This window comes from Blastomonas fulva (genome assembly GCF_003431825.1).
In the GTDB taxonomy this organism is placed as follows: domain Bacteria; phylum Pseudomonadota; class Alphaproteobacteria; order Sphingomonadales; family Sphingomonadaceae; genus Blastomonas; species Blastomonas fulva.
The window spans coordinates 2592407-2611779 of sequence record NZ_CP020083.1; the positions used below are offsets into that span (position 1 = coordinate 2592407).

Annotated in this window: 13 protein-coding genes; 7 read left to right on the plus strand and 6 right to left on the minus strand. The window is 64.4% G+C overall.

Annotated elements, in window-relative coordinates:
- The 3 genes from B5J99_RS12350 to B5J99_RS12360 all read right to left on the minus strand — a co-directional run bounded on the left by B5J99_RS12350 (position 1) and on the right by B5J99_RS12360 (position 3331).
- Positions 1-972 (minus strand): FAD binding domain-containing protein, encoded by a 972-nt coding sequence (locus tag B5J99_RS12350; RefSeq protein ID WP_117352534.1) that lies wholly within the window; start codon positions 970-972, stop codon positions 1-3.
- Complete coding sequence (locus tag B5J99_RS12355; RefSeq protein WP_162892584.1) at positions 969-1505, minus strand: 2Fe-2S iron-sulfur cluster-binding protein; 537 nt, start codon at positions 1503-1505, stop codon at positions 969-971. The genes B5J99_RS12350 and B5J99_RS12355 overlap by 4 nt, the downstream gene beginning before the upstream one ends.
- 95 nt (positions 1506-1600) lie before the next feature.
- Positions 1601-3331, minus strand: coding sequence for a DUF885 family protein (locus B5J99_RS12360; protein WP_162892585.1), 1731 nt, complete (start codon positions 3329-3331; stop codon positions 1601-1603).
- 542 nt (positions 3332-3873) lie between these two features.
- On the opposite strand from B5J99_RS12360, the gene B5J99_RS12365 reads away from it, so the two are divergent.
- The 6 genes from B5J99_RS12365 (at position 3874) to B5J99_RS12395 (ending at position 13484) form a co-directional block, all read left to right on the plus strand.
- Positions 3874-6645, plus strand: a complete 2772-nt coding sequence (locus tag B5J99_RS12365) for a TonB-dependent receptor plug domain-containing protein (RefSeq protein ID WP_211337819.1) — start codon at positions 3874-3876, stop codon at positions 6643-6645.
- Between the two features lie 84 nt (positions 6646-6729).
- The gene (locus B5J99_RS12370) at positions 6730-8964 is read left to right on the plus strand and encodes a S9 family peptidase (protein WP_162892587.1); all 2235 of its coding nucleotides are present in this window, start codon (positions 6730-6732) and stop codon (positions 8962-8964) included.
- A 1-nt stretch (position 8965) separates the two neighbouring features.
- The gene (locus B5J99_RS19565) at positions 8966-10639 is read left to right on the plus strand and encodes a DUF885 family protein (protein ID WP_211337820.1); all 1674 of its coding nucleotides are present in this window, start codon (positions 8966-8968) and stop codon (positions 10637-10639) included.
- 8 nt (positions 10640-10647) lie between these two features.
- Entirely contained in the window at positions 10648-11127 is a 480-nt protein-coding gene (locus tag B5J99_RS12385; RefSeq protein WP_054133108.1) for a DUF3830 family protein, read from the plus strand.
- A gap of 12 nt (positions 11128-11139) precedes the next feature.
- Positions 11140-12039 carry a bile acid:sodium symporter family protein gene (locus B5J99_RS12390; RefSeq protein WP_117352540.1) on the plus strand — a complete coding sequence of 300 codons (900 nt, stop codon included), beginning with the start codon at positions 11140-11142 and terminating at the stop codon, positions 12037-12039.
- Between the two features lie 143 nt (positions 12040-12182).
- Positions 12183-13484, plus strand: a complete 1302-nt coding sequence (locus B5J99_RS12395) for an NAD(P)/FAD-dependent oxidoreductase (protein ID WP_117352541.1) — start codon at positions 12183-12185, stop codon at positions 13482-13484.
- Between the two features lie 11 nt (positions 13485-13495).
- On the opposite strand, the gene B5J99_RS12400 is transcribed toward B5J99_RS12395, so the two are convergent.
- A complete protein-coding gene (locus B5J99_RS12400; protein ID WP_231683601.1) occupies positions 13496-13963 on the minus strand; it encodes a MarR family winged helix-turn-helix transcriptional regulator in 468 nt (155 codons plus the stop codon).
- A gap of 101 nt (positions 13964-14064) precedes the next feature.
- Here B5J99_RS12400 and B5J99_RS12405 point away from each other — a divergent pair, with 101 nt between their 5' ends.
- Positions 14065-15813 carry a DUF885 domain-containing protein gene (locus tag B5J99_RS12405; protein WP_117352542.1) on the plus strand — a complete coding sequence of 583 codons (1749 nt, stop codon included), beginning with the start codon at positions 14065-14067 and terminating at the stop codon, positions 15811-15813.
- 3 nt (positions 15814-15816) lie between these two features.
- Here the strand turns inward: B5J99_RS12405 and B5J99_RS12410 are convergent, their stop codons facing one another.
- Both B5J99_RS12410 and B5J99_RS12415 read right to left on the minus strand, forming a co-directional pair.
- Complete coding sequence (locus B5J99_RS12410; protein ID WP_117352543.1) at positions 15817-17250, minus strand: indolepyruvate oxidoreductase subunit beta family protein; 1434 nt, start codon at positions 17248-17250, stop codon at positions 15817-15819.
- A complete protein-coding gene (locus tag B5J99_RS12415) occupies positions 17250-19373 on the minus strand; it encodes a ferredoxin family protein (protein ID WP_054133102.1) in 2124 nt (707 codons plus the stop codon). The genes B5J99_RS12410 and B5J99_RS12415 overlap by 1 nt, the downstream gene beginning before the upstream one ends.

Below are 19373 nucleotides of genomic sequence, written 5' to 3' on the forward strand. Positions count from 1 at the left end.
TCAGCCCCCTGTTGCTTCGTGAAGGGTTGCGGCAAGCGCGCGCGCGGCGAGGGGAATTTTGAAATCGTTGCCGCCAAAACCGCGCGCATCCTTCAGCAGGAGCTTGGCAGCCTCATCGAACAGCCCAGGCGATGGGGTTTGCCCTACCAGCATCTGCTCGACCGCAGGATCGCGCCACGGGACCGTACCCAGGCTGCCGAAAGCGAGTGCGCAGCGTGCAATGCGGCCGTCTTCCATCGTCACATCGGCCGCGACCGATACCAGAGCAAAGGCGTAGGAGGCGCGGTCGCGCACCTTGCGATAAAGCTGCACCCCGCCGGTGGGGGCGGGCAGGCGCACCGCGGTGATCAGTTCGCCGTGCTGGAGCACATTGTCGCGCGAGGGATCCTCGCCCGGCATGCGGTGGAAGTCCCCAATCGCGATTTCACGCGCGCCATCGGGGCCTTCGGTGAGCACAACGGCGTCGAGGGCCAGCATAGCAACGGCCATATCGCCGGGATAGGTGGCGATGCACGCGTCGCTGGTGCCCAGCACCGCATGGATGCGGTTGAAGCCCTCGCGCGCGGCGCAGCCAGAGCCCGGCTCGCGCTTGTTGCACGCCTGACTGGTGTCGTAGAAATAGCCGCAGCGGGTGCGCTGGCACAGATTGCCGCCGGTGGTTGCACGGTTGCGCAGCTGCGGGCTCGCGCCCGCGAGGATGGCCTTGGCAAGCAGCGACCAGTCCTTGCGGACCCGGCTGTCGGCGGCGCAATCGGCATTGGTGACAAGTGCGCCGATGCTGATGCCGTCGCCATCGCTGGAGATGGCATCCATTCCGGTGTGGCGGATCGAGACCAGCCGCTCGGGCGTCTGGATCTGCAGCTTCATCAGATCGATCAGGTTGGTGCCGCCCGCGATCGCAGTGGCGCCTTCGCCCAGCGCTTCGCGTGCCTCTGCGGGGCTGCCCGCATGGTCCAGCGTAAAGCTCCTCATGCTGCACCTGCCGGGGTCTTGGGTTGATCGGCGATGACCTCTTCCAGCGCGGCGATGATGTTGGAATAGGCACCGCAGCGGCACAGATTGCCGCTCATGCGCTCGCGCAGTTCTTCGCGGCTGATGTCCGGGACTGTGGCGACATCGTCGGTCACCGCGCTCGCCCAGCCATCGGCCAGTTCCTGCATCAGCGCCTTGGCGGAGCAGATCTGCCCGGGAGTACAATAGCCACACTGAAACCCGTCATGCGTCACGAATGCCTTTTGCAGCGTGGAAAGCGCATCGGCGCTGCCGATCGACTCGATCGTCTCGATGGTGTCGCCTTCATGGAGCTGCGCGAGCGAGAGGCAGGAATTGATCCGGCGCCCGTCGACGATCACCGTGCACGCACCGCACTGGCCATGGTCGCAGCCCTTTTTTGTGCCGGTCAGGCCCAGGTCCTCGCGCAGCCAGTCGAGAAGGGTGCGGCGGGGATCACCCGGCAGCGGGTGGTCGGTGCCATTGACGCTGGCGGTCGACATAGGGGGGGCCATGTCCGTGATCGATCCTCATGTTGGGGCTGGTATCCTTGCTTTACCAACGCCCCCGGACAAGGTTCCCCCGATGCCGCAAAATCATCCCAAAACGTCTATCCGCCTGTTGTTTGCATCGCCTTGGCCAGCGGCACATGTGTCCACAGCCTGCGGACCTCCTCGTCATTTCCGGTCAGGTCGTAATGCAGCAGCGAGACGGGCAGGCGGCCCGTGTTCATCAGATAGTCGTGGAAGTCCTTGATCGAGAACTTCTCGCCCAGCTGGCGGCGGCGATCGACCAGCATCTTCTGCAGCTGTATCGAGCCGATGGTATAGGTCATGCCATAACCGGGAGGACGGCGGATATAGATGCCCGCATCGACCCGCGCGACGTTGTCGTCGAGATAGGGCGTCCATTCCTTCCAGAATTCCATCGCCTGGCCCACCGTCATCTCGTTGCGCTGCATCTTGACGTCGCCGATGGTGCGTGCGGCGCGGAACAGGCCGAAGATGTAGATGAGCTCGCGGGTGCGCGGGCGGTCATCGAACAGCCCCAGTTGCACCGCGCTTTCCTCGAGATAGAAGCCCCATCCTTCTGTGCGGCCACTGTCGTTGATGTGGCGGCGGATCGGGTGCGTGACGCGCTTGCCGGTCATGCCGTCGAAGCGGTGGCCGGGGAACGTCGCGTGCAGATGATCGGGTGAGACATCGCGAAACTGGACCTGCTCCCAGAACATCGGGCCGTTGGGGCGCACCACCCATGGGGCGTTGAAGCCGACCTCCTGATAGCTCGCCGGGATGTAATCGGGGATCGTGATGATTTCCTCATCCTTCAGCCATTTGCGGATCTTGGCGTCGGTGCCGGCAAGCTGTGCTTCATATTCTTCGGCAGACTTGGGCAGTTCGAGCTCGGGCAGGTTGCGGTTGCGGTGCCGTTCGGTCGCATAGTTCGCCCAGTGGCGCTCGAGCTCGCGTTCGGCCAGCGTGACGATCTCGTCCGAAGTGTAAGGCATCAGGCGGACGTGGTGCAGGAACCAGTCATATGCGGGCTTGCCCACCCCGGCAGCGGTGGTCATCCCTGGGCGCGAGGTCACCAGCCAGTCGCGGAACCCCGCGATCGCAGCCTGCGCGGCATCGATGTCGGGGAGCAGGTCGGGCTGCTGCGTTGCTGCACGCGCGCGCAGATCTGCGAACCAGCCGATAAGCCCCGCAGGCTCGACCGAACGATAGGGCATGCCATGCCCCACGCCATCGCCATTGGACAGGCTGTGGATGGCAAGGTCTGCATAGTCCGCCGCGACCGAATCCAGGTTGATCCGTGCCTGCGCGAGATAGGCGGGGATGCTCTTCAGCCGCGCCTGGAACGGCGCGCGCGCCGTGGTATCAAGCGGCAGATCGACATAGGCCAGCCGCTGCAGATCGTCGATGTACATCCCCGGATCGCGCGCCCAGGGCTTGGTGATGTTGAGCGTGAAATCCTGCAAATCCATCTGCGCGCGCACCGCAAGATAATCGACCTGCTGGTGGCGGTCCCACTTTGCGACCGCAAAATCGGGCAGCCTGGCCTGGAAACTTGCCAGCTCCGCGCGGCGCCTGGCGACCGTGGCCGGGCTGTAATCGACAATGCCATCGACTGCCTTGGGCGTCTTCCAGCTGTTGAACTGATCGAACAGAGTCACGAAGGCATCATAGCCGGCCGCACCCTGGGGCGGACCGGCGGGCGGGGCGATGGCAGGCGTGGCGGCGGAAGCGGCGGCTTGGGGGGCGGCGGAGGCGTCTGCGGCCCGGGCGATCCCGGGCTGGGCGGCGAGCAGGACCGCAATCGTTGCGAGGGATGCCATACGCATAATGCTCTTCTCCTTGACGATATGCGGCAGCCCTGCTTTCGACCGCCTGCGACTCATTCACACATATGAATTTGAAACAAAAAAAGCATGATTTTGAGTATACTGTTCCTCGACGGGCGCCGGGTCAAGAGTGCAGTCGTCCGGTTTGCCAGCCGCGCTGGCCTCTTTTGTCTCGTAGTCGCTTAAGACGGTCAAGTGCCAGCCTGCACGGTGCCAGTATGGGTCGCTAACTCCAAAAAACTCATGATAACCAATGATATAGATTGACCTCCGAGCTGATTGACGGGCTCGTGCGTGCTCGGAGCGCAAGGGTTTGCGAGGGCAGGTGTGACGTTTTCGATTATTTTTTGAGACATATGATTGACGGCGCCCGGACAATATGCTCAAAATCACGCAACTGTTCACGGGAATGATCGGCAATCAATGTCGGCTACCCGACCTTCGCAGGTGGGCGTTAATTTCAGGGAGTGACAAAGATGGTTATGAGGCGGGTTGGAATGCAGCGTGCAGCGTTGAAGTGCGGATCTGCGCTTCTTCTTTCGATGGTTGTGACCGGAACTGCGTTCGCGCAGGACCAGGCAGATGACGAGGCCGGTGGCTCGATCGTGGTGACAGGCTCGCGTATCCCGCGTCCCGATGTCGAATCGAACAGCCCGGTGAATGTCATCGGCGAAGAGGAAATCAAGCTCTCCGTCACGGTCGAATCCGAGCAGCTGCTCAACGCCCTGCCACAGGCGGTCGCCGGTGCGGGTGCGCAGTCCAACTCGGGCAACCTGTCAGCCACGGTCAACCTTCGCGGTCTGGGCGCCGTGCGCACGCTGGTGCTGCAGAACGGCCGCCGCGTCGTCGGCGCCTCGCAGGACGGCGTGGTCGACCTCAACATGATCCCGCCGTCGCTGGTGTCGCGGATCGAAGTCGTGACCGGCGGCGCATCTGCGGTGTACGGTTCGGACGCCATGGCCGGTGTCGTCAACTTCGTGATGAAGGACGATTTCGAAGGCTTTGAAGTCGGCGGCTTCTACGGCATTTCCGATGAAGGCGATGCGGCGCGCTACAACCTCGAGTTCACCGCGGGCGGAAACTTCGCGGACGGTCGCGGCAACATCGTTTTCCATGGCAGCTATTTCGATCGCGCCCAGGTCACCGGTGCCAAGCGCGACCATGCCACTGTGTTTCTTGCCGACGCCATCGTCAACGGTCAGCCCACGCTGGTTCCGGCCGGCAACGGCGTGACCCCGCAGGGCACGATCTTCTCGCCGCAGCTCGTCGGGCTGCGCGACCGCGCCGGTACCGCGATCGGTACTGCAGGCATCTTCTTCGCGCCTGAAGGCTGGCGCGCCTATCGCGGGTCGGACGGTTTCAACGATCGCCCGTTCACCAACCTGCAGATGCCGATGCAGCGCTGGCAGGCGTCGGTGCTTGGCCATTACGATGTGACCGACGCGGTCACCGCGTTCTGGGAAGGCTCCTACGTCCAGAGCAAGATCAACTCGACTCTGGGCGCGGTGCCGATGAGCAGCTCGGGCTTCATCCCCGGCTTCCAGCTCGATCTGCGCAACCCCTATCTCGATCCCTCGCTGCGTGAATTCCTGCGGGTTAACCTCGATGGCGACGGCAACAATCTGGTGCCGGTCAACATCAACCGTCGTCTGCTCGATGCCGGCAACCGCACCAGCGACCAGACACGCGATTTCTATCGCTTCGTGCTGGGTCTCAAAGGCAACCTCACCGACCAGCTGAAGTGGGAAGTGTTCTACAACCAGGGTGAGAACAAGATCACCGACGTCCAGGGCGGCGGCGTGCTGATCGACAACTTCGCCAACTCCTTCCTCACCAACCCCGCCAATCCGTTCGATTGCGCGGTGGCCGATCCGCGCTGCGTCACGATCAATCCGTTCGGCTTCGGCTCGCTGACGCAGCAGATGATCGACTATATCTCGACCGACCTCACCAACATCACCACGGTCAAGCAGAAGCAGATCGGCGGCAGCATCACCGGCAGCCTGTTCTCGCTGCCCGCTGGTGATGTCGGCATCTCGGTCGGCGCCGAGTATCGCAAGGAAAGCTCGCAGTTCGATCCCGATCAGCTGTACGTGCAGGGCAAGGCGCTGTCGCGCTCGGCCGGCCTCAGCCCGACCGGTGGTTCGTTCGATGTCGCCGAGGTCTACGGCGAAATCTATGTGCCGATCCTCGCCGACACTCCGGGCTTCGAGCTGCTCGCCTTCGAAGGCGGCGCGCGCTACTCGGATTACTCGACCGCAGGCAAGGTCTATTCCTACAAGATCGGCGGTGAATACTCGCCGTTCGAGGGGCTGAAGTTCCGCGGCCTGTACCAGCGTGCTGTGCGTGCGCCGAACGTGGTCGAGCTGTTCTCGGGTGCCACCAACACCGCGCCGCAGGCTCTCGACTTCTGCAACGCCGATGCGGGCCGTACCACGGCAGAGCGCGACTTCTGCGTCAGCGCTCTGGGTGTCCCGGCAAGCGTGATCAACGTGTTCCAGCAGGAAAACCAGCAGATCCGTGCTGTCACCGGCGGCAATCCCAATCTGCAGGAAGAAACGTCGGACACCTGGTCGGTCGGTGCTGTCATCCGCCCCTCGTTCATCCCCAACCTTCAGCTGACGATCGACTATTACAACATCAAGATCGATCAGGCGATCGGCTCGTTCGGCGGCGGCCTGCAGGCGGTGATCACCGCGTGCAACGCCAACCTGTCGCTGACCAACATCTTCTGCCAGCCGCTGCGCAACCGCACGCCCGACGGCCAGCTGATCGATGTGCCGCTGCTTAATGCCAACATCGCCAAGTTGGAAACCTCGGGTGTCGATTTCCGTCTCGACTATCGCTACAATCTCACCGAGAACAGCAGCCTGAACTATTTCCTCGCAGGCAGCTATCTCATCGATGCGATTACCCAGGGCAGCCCGGCGGTTAACCCCGTCAACTGCGCTGGCTATATCGGCGGCGGCAACTGCACCACCGCGAACCCGACCTGGCGCTTCACCCAGCGTCTGACCTGGGCGCTGGACAATCTGCAGATCTCGCTGCGGCATCGCTTCCTGCAGTCGACCACCGATGGCCGCATTGCAGGTGCCATCGCCTCGGGCGTGGCTCTGCCGCGGCTGGCGCGTCCGGAAACCGGCGATGTGCATTATGTCGATCTCAGCTTCAATCTCGACGTCACGGACGGCTTCAGCTTCTTCGGGGCTGTCGACAATCTGCTGGATCGCGATCCCCCGTTCTATCTGTTCGAGCGGGAAACCTTCGATGCGATCGGACGCCGCTTCACGATGGGCTTCAGGGCCAACTTTTAAGTGGTAACGCGCTGGTCGCGGCGGCATCGTGCTGCCGCGGCCAGCGGGTCGCAGAGAATGACAAGCCAGGCTGGGGTTGGTTTCATGACAGGATCAGGTGTGTTTCGGTTGGCCACTGCCGTGGCCGCACTGTGCGTGTCGTCGCCGGTGATGGCACAGGACCGGCCCTGGCCGCACGCTCCGATCCATGGCGGCGCGGATGTCGCAGGAACATCGCTGTCGATCGACGATCTCTACCAGCCCAAGAGCTTGATCGGCACCTCGCCCGAAGGCTATAGCTGGTCGCGCGACGGCAGCACGGTGCTGTTTCTGTGGAACGACGAAGGTGCGAGCTTCCGCGATGTCTGGTCCTATTCGCCCAGGACCGGAAAGAAGGTCCGGCTGACGTTTCTGGGCCGTGACAGCAAGCCCGAGGCCGAACAGAAGGGCATCGCGCAGGCGGTTGCGCTGGGCAATGGCCGCGTTGCTTTCACCATGGGTGGGGCGCTGCATATCGTTTCCGCCGATGGCGCGATCGCCAAGGTTGAAACCGACAAGCAGGCGATCCGCAAGCTGATCGTCTCTCCCGATGGCCGCCGCCTGGCGTTCATCGCGGGCAACACCGCCGACAGCCGCAACCGCGTGACACTGGGCGGCGTGCTGTGGGTGCGTGATGTCGCGGCCACCGCCGACAAGGCTGCAACGCGCGTCGCCGGCAACGACGATCCCAAGATCTATATCGACGACTATCACTGGTCGGCGGACGGCAAGGCGATCGCCTTTCAGCAGTCCGACGACAGCGCGATGCCCGAGCGCGATATCTATTATTACGCCAAGGGCGGATTGCAGAACAACCGCGTGATCCGCGCCTTTCCTGGCGAGGAAACCAGCAAGGCCAGCGTCGGCCTCGTCGACCTGGCATCGGGCAAGACGCAGATGTTCGAGCGGCCCGACCCCAAGCACCATATCTGGGGTTTCGGCCTGTCCAGCGACGGCAAGCGGATGTTCGTCAGCGGATCGGACATGCAGGCCAAAGAGCACACGATCTACGTCTATGACGTCGCCTCGGGTGCGCGCGAGACGTTCTACCAGCTGCGCGAGCCCAAGCATCTGCGCCCCGACTGGCAGGTGGCGTGGGCGCCGGGCGATGACGGCCTGATCATCCTCACCGATCGGGATGGCTGGCTGCACCTCTATCACCAGCGCGCAGCGGGCGAGAAGCCGCGCCAGATCACCAGCGGCGAATGGGAAATCGCCGAGTTCGACGTCGATCAGGCGCGCGGCCAGATCTATTTCATCGCCAACAAATCCTATCTCTCAGACCGCCAGATCTATCGCGTGCCAGTGGCAGGCGGCGCGGTGCAGCAGGTCAGCGGACAGGCGGCGGGAACGCACGAGCCGGTCTATTCGCCCGATTTCCGCCATATCGCCGACTGGTACAGCAACGACGCGACACCGGCCGAGCTGTATCTGATCGACACGGCAAAGCCCGCCAAGGTGGCGCAGGTCACCAAGTCGCCGCAGCCGGGCTTCTACAAGCAGACATGGGCCAATATCGGCTATGTCGAGTTCCCCAGCCATGTCGATGGAATGAACCTCGTCGCGCGGCTGAGCCTTCCGGCCAATTACGACCCGGCCAGGAAGTATCCGGTGATTGTCGGCTCTGTCTATTCTGACGCGGTGCGCAACCAGTGGGGCGGCAGGCGTGCGCATCCGACCTGGGGGCTGGACCAGTATTTCGTCGCGCAGGGCTATATCGTCCTCAACGTCAACGTGCGCGGGTCCTGGGGGCAGGGCCGCGATCACAACCAGACCCAGCTTCACAGCTATGGTGAGACCGACATCAACGATCTGGAGAGCGGCGTGCGCTTTCTGGTCGAGAAGGGCTATGCCGATCCCAGGCGCGTCGGGCTGTGGGGTTCGAGCTATGGCGGGCTGATGACGATCATGTCGCTGTCCAAGAAGCCCGGCGTCTATGCCGCGGGCATCGCTGGTGCGCCTGCGACCAATGTGTGGCATGCTTACCCTGCGCAGATGTGGATCATGGGCCCGCACGAAGGCCCCGACATGCCCGCGCGGTACGAGGCGCAGTCCGCCTTGTACCAGGCCAAGGGAATCGAGGATCCGCTGATGATCATCCATGGCACGCGCGATCCGGTGGTGCTCTATTCGGACACGATTGCGCTTGCCGAAGGCATGATCGACCGCGAGCAGATGTTCGAACTGGTGACCCTTCCGGGCGGCAACCATGCCTGGGCCAGCGACAATCTGCGCCAGGCGCGCTTTGCCTTCAAGAAGATGGCCGAGTTCTTTGACCGCAACGTCAAGAACAGGAAATAGGATGTTGAGGAGGGCCATTCTCGCGATGGTGGGCGCAGCAACGCTGGCGGCGGCGCCGTGTGCCCATGCCCAGGCCGAGGTGCAGCAGTTGGGGGCCGATTTCTGGACGTGGCGCGCGGCAACCCAGCCTGCGACCAGCGACGACATCCCGCGCATCGTTCGGCCCGCCAAATGGACACCCGACTGGTCGGCTGCTGCGGTGGCCGAACAGCGCAATACGCTCGCCGCGTTCGAGGCGAGGTGGAAGAGCCTGGCCGCCACGCCGCAGACGGTCAGCGAAAAGGTGGATTATCGCCTGATGGGATCGGCGCTTGCCCGGGTGAACTGGGAGCTCGATCACGTCGCGGCATGGCGCCGCCAGCCGCATTTCTATGTCGCACAGGCGCTGACCCCGGTATTTGAGGTGCTGCTGCCGCCACCGCCAGTCGAGAGCGCGCGGGTCGAGCAGGTCATCCGTCTGCTGAACAATGCTCCAGCCGTGCTCGCGGCAGGCCAGGCCAATCTCGATGACATGCGCGGACCCTTTGTCGATGCCGCGCTCGGCCAGATCGCCATCGTTCCTGACAGCCTGCGCCAGATGGCGCGCGGGCTCGAACCGCATGCCGATGCAGCGCAGCGCAAGCGGCTGAACGCTGCAGTCGAACGGTCGGTCAAGGCGTTTGCCGCGTTCGGCCGCTATCTTGAAGGCCGACGCGGCGCGTTGCCGGCTGAGACCGCGGTCGGCGCCGAGAGCTATCAGTATTTCCTCAGCCAGGTTGCGCTCTACCCGTACACCGCCGATCAGCTCGCGCTGATGGGGCGGCAGGAATGGACGCGCTCGGTGCTGTTCGAAGAGCTCGAGCGCAACCGCAATACGGGCGTTGCCGATCTGCCGATCGGGGCTTCGATCGATGCCGTGACATCGCGGCTGGCATCGGACGAGCGCGATGTGCGCACGTTCCTGCGCGACAAGAATTTGCTGACGGTGCCGGAGTGGGCGGGGCATTACAACGCGCTGCCGTTCCCCGCCTATCTCGCGCCGATCGGCTGGCTGGGCCGCACCTTCGATCTCACCGACCGGACCCGCGTCGGACAGAACGCCACCGTGTACCTGCCCGAGCCTTCGCCGAACCTAGGCTATTTCAACCTTTCGATCACGCGCGATCCGCGGCCGATCATCGTGCATGAAGGCGTTCCGGGGCACTTCTTCCAGCTGACTTTGAGCTGGAAGCACCCCAATCCGCTGCGCCGCCATTATTACGACAGCGGCGCCAACGAGGGCACGGGCTTCTATGCCGAAGAGATGATGCTGCAAGCCGGGCTGTGGGCCGATGCGCCAAAGTCGCGCGAGGTGATCTACAATTTCGCCCGGCTGCGCGCGCTGCGCGTCGAGGTCGACGTCAAGCTTGCGACGGGCGCCTTCACCATCGATCAGGCGGCCGACTATCTTCAGGCGATGGTGCCGATGGACCGCGAGACCGCGCACGAAGAGGCGGCGTTCTTCGCCGCCTCGCCGGGACAGGCGATCAGCTATCAGATCGGCAAGATCCAGACCGCGGAGTTTCTTGCCGAAGCGCGCGTGCGCGAAGGCAAGGCTTTCGATCTGCGCCGCTTCCACGACTATCTCTGGCTCAATGGCAACGTTCCCATCGCGCTCCAGAAGGAAGAATATCTGGCAACGGTGGCAGGACAATAGGGGACGAAATGCGCATCATCAAACTGGTCGAGCCGCAATCCGGGCTCTCCGCACGCTGTCGTCTGCTCGACGATGCTGCGCCCGTCTCCGCAGCATTTCTGTGGGACCTTGCCGAACGCAAGGCAGGTTTCGACGCGATCCACGCGATCTGGACGGGGCCCGAGATTTCGGTACCGATGCCTGCCAGCACGCTGCCTGAAGGCATGGCTCAGCCGGCGATCCCTGCCGAGAATGCGACATCCTATCCGGACAGCGGCGACATCGTGCTCGCCTATCTGGCAGCGGGGAGCACCAAGGGGCTGCCGCCCGGTGACTTCTACGACATCGGCCTGTTCTATGGCAGCGGAGGGCGCCTGCTGATGCCGTTCGGCTGGATCCAGGCCAATGTCTGCGCGCGCATCCTGGATGAAGATCTGGCCAAGGCGCAGGCCGATTGCCGCACCATCCGGCGCAACGGCGCCTGCACGCTGTCGCTCGAAACCGCCTGAGGACCTGACCGCATGACCTATGCTGATCTGATGGGGTTGCTGGGCAACTGGCTGCTGCCGGGATCGCTGATCGCGATCATGGCCTCTATGGGGCTGTCGCTGACCGCGGACGATTTCCGCCAGGTGTTCCGCAACCGGCGCGCGCTGATTTTCGGGGTGTGCTCGATGCTGATCGTGCCGCCCGCGATCGGCATCACGCTGGCGCTGACCGTAGCGCCTACCGCGGCGCTGGCGGTGGGCTTTGTGCTGCTGGCGACCACGCCGGGCGGAATGCTCTCCAACCTGTTCACCGACATGGCCAAGGGCGACCTTGCACTGTCGATGTCGATGACGCTGATCCTCAGCATGATCTACATCTTCGTCGTGCCGTTCTACGCGCACTTCGCGCTGCTGCACTTCATGGGGCTTGAGGCGGACGTCAACGTGCCGCTGGCCTCGTTCTTCTGGGACATCTTCTCGATCACCGTGCTGCCGGCAGCCATCGGCTTTGCGGTGCGCGCGTGGAAGCCCGACTTCGCGATCTGGTTCAAACGCTATCTCAAGAACATCGCCACCATCGTGCTGTTCAGTTCGTTCGGCGTGATCCTTTACGATCAGGTGCCCGTGCTGCGGCAGAATCTGGGCGCGCTGTTCTGGATTACCGTCGCGCTCAACGTGGTGATGGTGGCGGTGGTAATGACCATCGTGCGCTTCGCGGGCTTCACTCGTCGCGAGAATGTGGCGATCGGCATCGAACATCTGATGCGGCAGGAGGGGACAGCGATCTTCATCGCCGTCTCGATTGTCGGCAACAACGAGATGTCGCTGCCGATGATCATGAACACACCTGTCGCCTTGTGCGTCGTCATGCTCTTCGTCGCGGTTGCGCGGCGGACGGGACGACAAGCGCAGGGCGAGCCTGCCACCATCTGATCCCATCAAGTTTTCACCGCCCGCGTTCGGGCGAACAGGATAGTCGCCAACATGACCTTGTCTTCTTCGGTGGATATTGCGGGAGGAATCCCTCTCCTTCGCGCGTCCACCGCCACCCCTGCCGAATTGCTGGCGCACCGGTAATGCAGCACCAAGCGATATCGCGCCGCGATCGTCAGCCCGGCCTGACCAGTCCTGTGTGGGCGGTCAATGCAGGGCCGGCACCCAAGGTCGAGAGCCTTTCGGGCGCGCATGAAGTCGACGTGCTGGTGATCGGCGGCGGCATTGCCGGTGTCACCACCGCGCTGCACCTTGCGGAAAAGCGCGTCGATGTCGCGCTGGTCGAGGCAGGACAGTTCGGCGATGGCGCAACCGGGCAGAGCGGCGGCATCGTCGCGCCCGATTATATCCGCCATACGCCCGACAGCATCCAGGCGGTGCTGGGGGAAGCAGCAGGCGAGCGGCTGACGCGGATGATCGGCGGATCGGGCCAGCACGTGTTCGACCTCATCCGCCGCCACGAAATAGAGTGCGATGCGCGGCAGGATGGCTTTTACACGCCCTCGCACACCGATGCGCTGGCCGCTCAGCAGCGCGACTACGCGCGGCAGTGGCAGACGCGCGGACACAAGGTCAGCTTTGTCGAGGGCGTGCAGGCGCGTGCCCTGTTCGGCGCGGATCGTTATTGTGGAGCGCTTCGCTTCGAAGAGGGCGGCGGGCTCAACCCTCTGGCGTTCGTGCGCGGCCTTGCGCGGGCGGCTCAGCGCAGCGGTGCGCGGCTGTTCGGCAACAGCCCGGTCACGCGGCTCGAACGCAAGGACGGCTACTGGCTGTGCCGCACCCCGATCGGGACCGTGCGGGCGCAGCGGCTGGTGCTCGCTGCCAATGGCGGCAACGCCGCGCTTCATCCGGCGATGCAGCGCACCTCGCTGCCGCTGAACGTCTTCCAGTTCGCGTCGATGCCGCTCGATCCCGCCCAGCGTCAGGCGATCCTGCCCCGGGGCGGGGCGTTCACCGACAAGTTGCCCTATCTGTTCACCGCGCGGCTCGATGGCCTGGGTCATCTGATCTCGGCTTTTCCGATGTCGTTCATGGTCAATGGCGATCGGGCCTGTTACCGCGAGGCGCGGCGGCGGCTGAAGCAGCATTTCAAGGTGATGCCCGAGCCGCAGATCGATTTCCTCTGGCATGGCCTTGCCTGGGTGAACACCTCGTTCCTGCCCGAAATCTACGATCTGGGTGACAACGCCATCGCCATCCAGGCCTGCAACGGACGAGGGATTGCGACCAACACCGTGATCGGGTCGGAATTGGCGACGATGCTGGCGACGGGGGACCGCGACGCGCTGTCGGTGCAGCCACGCGCGCCCGTGCCCGTGCGGTTCCACGCCGGAGCCTCGCTGCTGCCGCGGTTCCTGATGTCGCTGGCGTATCTGACCAATTGAGCGGTGCGGTCCTACCCGGCCTTGGGCGCAAGCGGTTCGAGGTTGTCGTGAAGACTGTCCAGCAGCACGATCAGCTTTTCGAAGTCCTGCGGGTCGAGCCCTTCGATCAGATGGGCATAGACCGGCGCGGTCGCCTGGCGCGCCTGAGCGAGCTGGCTTTCGCCCAATGGCGCCAGCGCCACCAGCGTGACGCGGGCATCGTCCTGGCTGGCCGCGGTTGTCACAAGCCCGGCGGCGGACATGCGCTGGATGATGCGGGTCATCGTCGAGAGGTTGATCACTGCAGCTTCGGCAATCTCGCGGGCGCCGCGCGGCGAGCGCTCGCCCAGAATCATCAGCACGCGCCAGCTCGGGATATCGAGGCCGATCGCGCGCAGCCGCTGGTCGATGATGCTGTTGTACCGGCTCACCAGCCGGTTGAGCAGATAGAACGGGTATCTTTTCACCCGGAATGCGGAATCGCCGGGGTTTCCCGACATGAAGGCGTCCATCAGCGCGGTTTAGCCGAAAATCGCGGCAGTTCAATCCGCCAGCGCGTGAGCATCGCCCCGGCCGTATCTTCAACGAAAGGCGTCGCGTGATGACAGGACAATTTGCAGGCTATCTCGGCCGCCCGGTGCGATCGCTGGCACTGGCCGGCGCAGCATTGCTGCTCGCAGCCGCCACGCCGCCGACCTTTCCCGATCTCGTCGCCGACTATGAGCGTTTCTCGGCCGAGTATCCGATGGAGGCGGGCCGGTCCGATCCGTCGCGCTCGCGCACCGGCTGGCCCGATGAGACCCCGGCCGCGATGGCATCGCGCCGCGCAGGCCTTGTACAGATCGCCGCTGCGCTCGATGCGCTCGATCGCACGGCACTGACCGGCGAAGACCGGCTCAACCGCGATTATCTGCGCGAGCTGATCGGCTGGCGGATCGAGGGTATCGATTTCGATGAGCGGCGCTTTGCCTTTGTCGCGCACGAGGGCTTCTACAACACGCCCTATTCGCTGGCGCGTTCGCTCGATCTGCGCACCGAGGCCGAGGCGCTTGCCTGGGTGGAGCGGATGCGCGGAATTTCCGGCTATTTCGACCAGCAGCGCGCCAATCTCGAGCGCGGCGTCGCGACCGGCTGGACGCATCCTGCGGTGGTGGTCGACGTCGCGGCAGCGGTGCTGCGGAACCAGATTGCGGTGCCGGTGGCCGAAGACCCGATGCTCGTGCCGCTCAAGGCGTACCCCGATGCGATGGCACAGGCGCACAGTGTGATCGAGCGCGAGATCCGCCCCGCCCAGCGCGCGATGCTCGATTATATCGACCGCACCTATCGCTCGAAGGCGCGCGCCGATCTGGGCGTTGCTGCGGTGCCCGGGGGCAGGGCCTATTACGACTTTCTTCTGCGCTATTACACCACCACCGATCTTTCCGCCGAGCAGATCCACGCGCTAGGCCTATCCGAAGTGCAGCGCATTCGCGGCGAGATGGACACGGTGATAGCATCGACCGGCTTTGCTGGCAGCTTTGCCGAGTGGCTGCACTTCCTGCGCACCGATCCGCGCTTCTATGCCACCAGCCGCGAGGGGCTGATCGAGAAATACGCTGCGGCCTCCAAGCGGATCGATGGCGTGCTGCCGCGCTATTTCTCGGTGCTGCCGCGCCAGCCCTTCACCATCGTCCCGGTCCCGCGCGATCTGGAGGAGGGTTATACCACCGCGCGCGGCGGCGGGGGCGGGGACTTCGCCAAGGGCTTTGCCGGGACCTTCGTCGTCAACACCTCGCATCTCGACCAGCGTCCGCTTTACGAAGTGCCCGCGCTCAGCCTGCACGAAGCCGCCCCGGGGCATCATACGCACGGTGCGCTTAACAGCGAGAATCCGGACCTTCCTTCGTTCCGCCGAGCGCGCGACCTGCTGGCCTTTCGCGAGGGCTGGGCGCTGTATGCCGAGCGGCTGGGGCACGAAATGGGGGTGTATCGCGATGCATACGAGCGCTTCGGGAGCCTCTCGACCGAGATGTGGCGCGCCTGCCGAATGGTGGTGGATACCGGCATCCATGTGATGGGCTGGGACTATGCCCGCGCGCGCAAGTGCTTCGAGGAAAATACCGCGCTTGCCGACATCAACATCGATACCGAGCTTGCGCGCTATATCGGCGCGCCAGCAGGGGCAGTGGCATACAAGGTGGGTGAACTCAAGATCATCGAACTGCGCCGCCGCGCCGAGCAGGCGCTGGGCGATCGGTTCGACATCCGCGCCTTTCACGATCTGATCCTGGCGCAGGGGCAGCTGCCGATGACTTTGCTCGAGCAGAAGGTCGACGGCTGGATCGCGCAGCAGCAATCGCCGCGCTGATCGTCAGCCGGCGAGCGCGGCCTGCAGCGCATCGCCCTTTTCATCGGCCAATGCCGCCTCGCGCAGCCGGGCGATCCCGGACGCGGTGAGGCCGCCTGCGCGATGGCGTTCGACGATCTGCGTGAAATTGTGCAGCCCGCGCTCGAAGGTGTCGCCATAGCCCTTGATCAGCCGCTGGCATTTGACCAGCTCGAGCGCGGCCTCGGGTTCGGCGCTCCGGACGAGGTCAAGCCACGCGTCGATACGCGCCTGTTCGGTCTGGTAGCGCAGCGTGCTGCGCCGCCAGCGCCGTCCGGACGCGAGGATGGACAAAGTCAGGAACCAGCGAAGGCTGGTCGTCTCGACATGCCGCCCCTTGGTGAAGAACCGGCCGAGCAGCGCCGACAGCCTGGGGCGCGCCAGGATGCCGCGGCCCAACCCGGCGGGCAGCGTCTCGCAGACCTCTTCGAGGCGCGGGTGCATGTATTCGGTCAGCTGGACGATCTGATCGTCCGCGGCCTTCACGTCCGCGCGCACCCGCTCGAAACGGGTATCGCGTATCTTGAGGTCGGCAACGCGGATCGTATCCTCGTACGACATCCACAGGGCAAGATGGCGGGCTGCCTCCGCGATCAGATCCGCGTTGCCGGCCAGGCTTTCCAGCCTGGTGAGATAGAGGTCCGCATACGCCGTATCCTGATAGTCCATCAGACGGCGAACACCCTCAATTGCGAAATAATGCGCTTCATGCGGCAGCCGAGCATGGATGCGGGACTGCAGTTCGCGGCCCGCAGCGCTCGACGCAGCGGGGATATGCTGCGCCTCGATCCCGGCTTCGGGGTTGCTCAATGCTGCAGCAAAGCCTGCAGCAAAACCGCGCAGATTGGCATCCACCGCCTTGCCGCCCGACACGATCGCGGCTTCGAACGCGTCGCGAGCAAAGGGCAGGGAGCCGCTGGCGCACAAGGCGCCGAACATCACCGAACTGATCACGCTGCCCGCGCGCTCGGCAGCGTCGTCCATGTCGAAGCCGATATAGCGCCCCGCGCGGGTTTGCGCCGCCTGGATGATCTTCTCGCCACTTGCCCGGCCATCGCCCATCGCGGACTTCTCGTCGATCGCGTAGACCCGGTGGGTCGATCCGATCAGCACCGTGGAATCGGTGACGAACCCGCGCAGGATCGCGCGCCCGGCCTCCATCAGCTCGGACGCGACCACGATGTCGACATCGCCCGGCACCGGCATCAGCGCCAGCAGCGGTGTTGCCGGGCCGCCTCTGGGGATCATCTCGACATAATAGACCGTGGCACCCGTGCGCTGCGCGACGCCGGGGACCGAGGTGCCCTGCGTCACATATCCGTTGTTGGCGCCGAGCTGGACGATCCAGTCGGCGAGCACGCCGCCGCCCTGGCCGCCAAGGCCGAGAATGGCGATCGAGATGCGTCCGGAGGTGCTCATCAAAAGGCCCTTGCAGCGATCTGGCGCGCCGAGCGGCGCTGCAGCGCACCGATCACCCAGCCACGCAGGCGCTGGCGGATTCGATCGGCACGGTTGGGGTTGGAGATCACCTCGGCCTTGTAGAAAGACGGGCAGAGCACCGCGGCATGGCTGACCTCGCCGCAGACCCCGCAGCCGACGCAACTGTTCTCGACATGCGCGACAGGGTCCTGGCGCAGCGGATCGGGGTTGGCGCGGATGGTGAGCGAGGGGCAGCCCGACAGGCGGATGCAGCTGTGATCGCCGGTGCAGGTGTCGGGATCGACGCCGAAGCGTTCGCGCACCACGCGCTGGCCCGACTTGATCGCTTTGGCGATCTGCGGCTTGATCCGGCGCTGGCGGTTGAGCTGGCATTCGGACTGCGCGACCAGCACCTTGGGGCCCTTTTCGGGCGACGTCAGCGCATCGCGGATCGCATCGCGCATGCCGGCGACGTCATAGGTCCGCGTCCGGGTCTTCGCCCAGGTGATGCCGACGCCCCGCACCGCCTTCTCGATCGGGTTGTTGGTGCTGCGCTGCGGGGTCTTGGCCTTGGACGAGAGGATGTCCTGCCCGCCGGTCGCAGCGGAGTAACCGTTGTCGACGATGATCGTCAGGTTGTCGTCCTGGTTGAACACCGCATTGCCGATGCCCGATGTCAGGCCATTGTGCCAGAATCCGCCATCGCCCATGATCGCTACCGCGCGCTTGCCCTCGGGCTTGAACGCCGAAGCGCCTGCGGTGCCAAGGCCATAGCCCATCGTCGTGTTGCCGATGTGGAACGGGGGAAGGATCGAGAACAGGTGGCAGCCGATATCGGCCGAGACGTGCAGTTCGCCGATATCCTTCTGCACCAGCTTCATCGCGGAGAAGATCGGGCGTTCGGGACAGCCGGTGCAAAAGCCTGCGGGGCGTTGCGGAACGGCGGTCGGGGGCAGGGCGGGGGCCTCGGCGGCAACCTCCACCGGCGCCCGCTCCGGCGCATGCGCGCGCAGGAACTTCGCGACGCCCTGTCTGATCACATCGGCGGTGTACTCGCCCGAGCGCGGCAGCATGTCTTTGCCCGCGATCCGCGTGTCGAGGTTCGCGCGGCGGACAAGCGTGTTGAGCTCATGCTCAATGAATTCGGGCTGGCCTTCCTCGACGATCAGCACCGCGCGCTTGCCGGCACAGAACGCTTGTACCTCGTCGGGGATCAGCGGATAGGTGACGTTCAGCACATAGACCGGCAACTTGGCGTTGCCATAGGCGTCAGACAGCCCGATCAGCTCTAGCGCGCGGTTGAGCGAGTTGAACAGCCCGCCCTGCACAATGATGCCGATGTCGTCCTGCTCGGTCCCGAAATGCTCGTTGAGCCGGTGGTCCTGGACATACTTTATCCCTGCCGGCCAACGCTTTTCGATCTTCTCGACCTCGTGCAGGAAATTGGCGGGGGGCAGCACGATGCGACTGGTGTCGCGGTTGGGCGACTGCGCTGCTTGCGCCACCGTAAGCGGCGGACGCCGGTTGTCGCGCGCGACAAAGCTGCCGGTCATGTGGCACGCGCGCACCCTCAGCTCGAGCATGACGGGCGTGTTCGAGGCTTCGGACAGCGCAAATCCCTGTTCGACCATGTCGACCAGCACCGGCAGGCTGGGTCGCGGATCGATCAGCCACATTTGCGACTTCATCGCGAAGGCATGCGTGCGCTCCTGCATGATCGAGGAGCCCTCGCCATAATCCTCGCCCACGATGATCAGCGCGCCGCCGGTGACCCCGCCCGAGGCGACGTTGGAGAGGGCATCGGAGGCCACGTTGGTGCCGACCACCGATTTCCAGGCGACCGCACCGCGCAAAGGATAGTTGACCGAAGCCGCCAGCATCGCGGCCGCTGTCGCCTCGCTTGCCGAGCTTTCGAAATGCACGCCGAGCCCCGCCATCAGCTCGCTCGCATCGGCGAACACATCCATCAGATGGCTGATCGGCGAGCCCTGATAGCCGCCGACATAGGCGACGCCCGATTGCAGCAACGCCTTGGTGACGGCCAGGATGCCTTCGCCCTCGAAGACTTCGCCATCGCCGATCTTGAGTCGTTCGACTTCAGCCTTGAAGGAGCGTTCGGCCAT

Excerpts from the sequence above, each read along its gene's own strand:
- B5J99_RS12355 (WP_162892584.1), bottom strand. The coding sequence starts at position 1,505 with ATGGCCCCCCCTATGTCGACCGCCAGCGTCAATGGCACCGACCACCCG.
- B5J99_RS12370 (WP_162892587.1), top strand. The coding sequence starts at position 6,730 with ATGACAGGATCAGGTGTGTTTCGGTTGGCCACTGCCGTGGCCGCACTG.
- B5J99_RS12360 (WP_162892585.1), bottom strand. The coding sequence starts at position 3,331 with ATGCGTATGGCATCCCTCGCAACGATTGCGGTCCTGCTCGCCGCCCAG.
- B5J99_RS12385 (WP_054133108.1), top strand. The coding sequence starts at position 10,648 with ATGCGCATCATCAAACTGGTCGAGCCGCAATCCGGGCTCTCCGCACGC.
- B5J99_RS12410 (WP_117352543.1), bottom strand. The coding sequence starts at position 17,250 with ATGAGCACCTCCGGACGCATCTCGATCGCCATTCTCGGCCTTGGCGGC.
- B5J99_RS19565 (WP_211337820.1), top strand. The coding sequence starts at position 8,966 with ATGTTGAGGAGGGCCATTCTCGCGATGGTGGGCGCAGCAACGCTGGCG.
- B5J99_RS12350 (WP_117352534.1), bottom strand. The coding sequence starts at position 972 with ATGAGGAGCTTTACGCTGGACCATGCGGGCAGCCCCGCAGAGGCACGC.
- B5J99_RS12365 (WP_211337819.1), top strand. The coding sequence starts at position 3,874 with ATGGTTGTGACCGGAACTGCGTTCGCGCAGGACCAGGCAGATGACGAG.
- B5J99_RS12390 (WP_117352540.1), top strand. The coding sequence starts at position 11,140 with ATGACCTATGCTGATCTGATGGGGTTGCTGGGCAACTGGCTGCTGCCG.
- B5J99_RS12405 (WP_117352542.1), top strand. The coding sequence starts at position 14,065 with ATGACAGGACAATTTGCAGGCTATCTCGGCCGCCCGGTGCGATCGCTG.
- B5J99_RS12415 (WP_054133102.1), bottom strand. The coding sequence starts at position 19,373 with ATGGCCGAACGCTCCTTCAAGGCTGAAGTCGAACGACTCAAGATCGGC.
- B5J99_RS12400 (WP_231683601.1), bottom strand. The coding sequence starts at position 13,963 with ATGTCGGGAAACCCCGGCGATTCCGCATTCCGGGTGAAAAGATACCCG.
- B5J99_RS12395 (WP_117352541.1), top strand. The coding sequence starts at position 12,183 with ATGCAGCACCAAGCGATATCGCGCCGCGATCGTCAGCCCGGCCTGACC.